The following is a 1024-nucleotide window of genomic DNA, read 5'->3' as shown; positions in this document are numbered from 1 at the left end:
TGCCTCCCAGCTTCGTAATCGCTTTTAATTTGATAATAGTCTTCTTTCTTGTCCTCCTCTTTCTCAATCTCCCTATTAAGATAAGTAACAGCCTTCCTCAAATCCTCGATTTTATCATTTTTCTTCCCAGCCCTAGCTATATATTTAAAAGCATTACCAAGGTTGAAACCAAGGTCAAAAGCATCTATCACATCAAAGGCTTCCATTCCTCCACTCTTATAATAATCCGGTCTAATTTCTTTCATCTTCTTAACTCCTTTATTTTTTATTCTAATCTTCTAATTTATTAAAAATATCTTGGGCAGTACTTCTATTTTCAGCATATCTCAAAGCTTTTCTAATGAGGGCCTCTTCCTCAGTCCAAGGCCTTGTTTCTAAAGTCATCTTTCCACCTTTTTTGACAAAATCATAATAAAACTTATTTATAGTCCCATAGTCAATGATATTTTCATACTCATCAACCAGCTTATTTACGCCAAATTTCAAAAGCTGGTATCTTCTAGCTGGACTTTTCTCCCAAATTTCAATTTGCTTTATATAATCCAAAAGGTAATCCCAGGCTATATAAAGGCCATGCTTATACATCTGGAAAAATTGAATCTTAAACTTAGCTTTTTCAATCTCTTCTTTGATTTTCTCTGGAGGTAAGTCTTTGCCACCCAAATCCTTAAATCTTATATAAATTTGCATATAATCATTCGTCACCTTTACTTCGCTCTTAGGATGGTTCATAAGAAAATCAATAAATTCTTTGTCAGTCATCCTTCAATCCTTTCTATCTCAATCTCAACCCTAGGTCTTTCCTTATCAAACATAACCCTAGACCCATCATGAGATACCACAATCTTATAATTATCATCAGCAATTACTCCGCAATCTGTAAGAATATCACAAGTCGCTGCAAGTAGGTTTGTCAAATCCACACGGTGCTTAGTCTTCCTGTAATACACACACTTAAGATTAATCGGGTAATCAATATTTTTCTTATACTTTCCTGTTATTTGCCTCCCGCAGTCCTTTGCAT

At 34.6% G+C, this 1024-nt stretch carries 3 protein-coding genes; all 3 read right to left on the bottom strand.

The window, feature by feature from the left end; all coding sequences use genetic code 11:
- Window positions 1-245 (bottom strand): DUF3310 domain-containing protein (locus Q0410_RS05610; protein WP_299034072.1); only part of this gene is annotated, 245 nt, incomplete at its 3' end.
- 25 nt (window positions 246-270) lie between these two features.
- Entirely contained in the window at window positions 271-762 is a 492-nt protein-coding gene (locus Q0410_RS05605) for a hypothetical protein (protein WP_299034069.1), read from the bottom strand.
- On the bottom strand, window positions 759-1024 hold a 266-nt coding region (locus Q0410_RS05600; protein ID WP_299034066.1), incomplete at its 5' end, for a RusA family crossover junction endodeoxyribonuclease. The genes Q0410_RS05605 and Q0410_RS05600, both read right to left, overlap by 4 nt.

Source organism: uncultured Anaerococcus sp., from assembly GCF_937934665.1.
Classification (GTDB): Bacteria; Bacillota; Clostridia; order Tissierellales; family Peptoniphilaceae; genus Anaerococcus.
The sequence above is the reverse complement of the archived record's forward strand: the minus strand, read 5'-3'. Positions and strand labels throughout refer to the sequence as shown.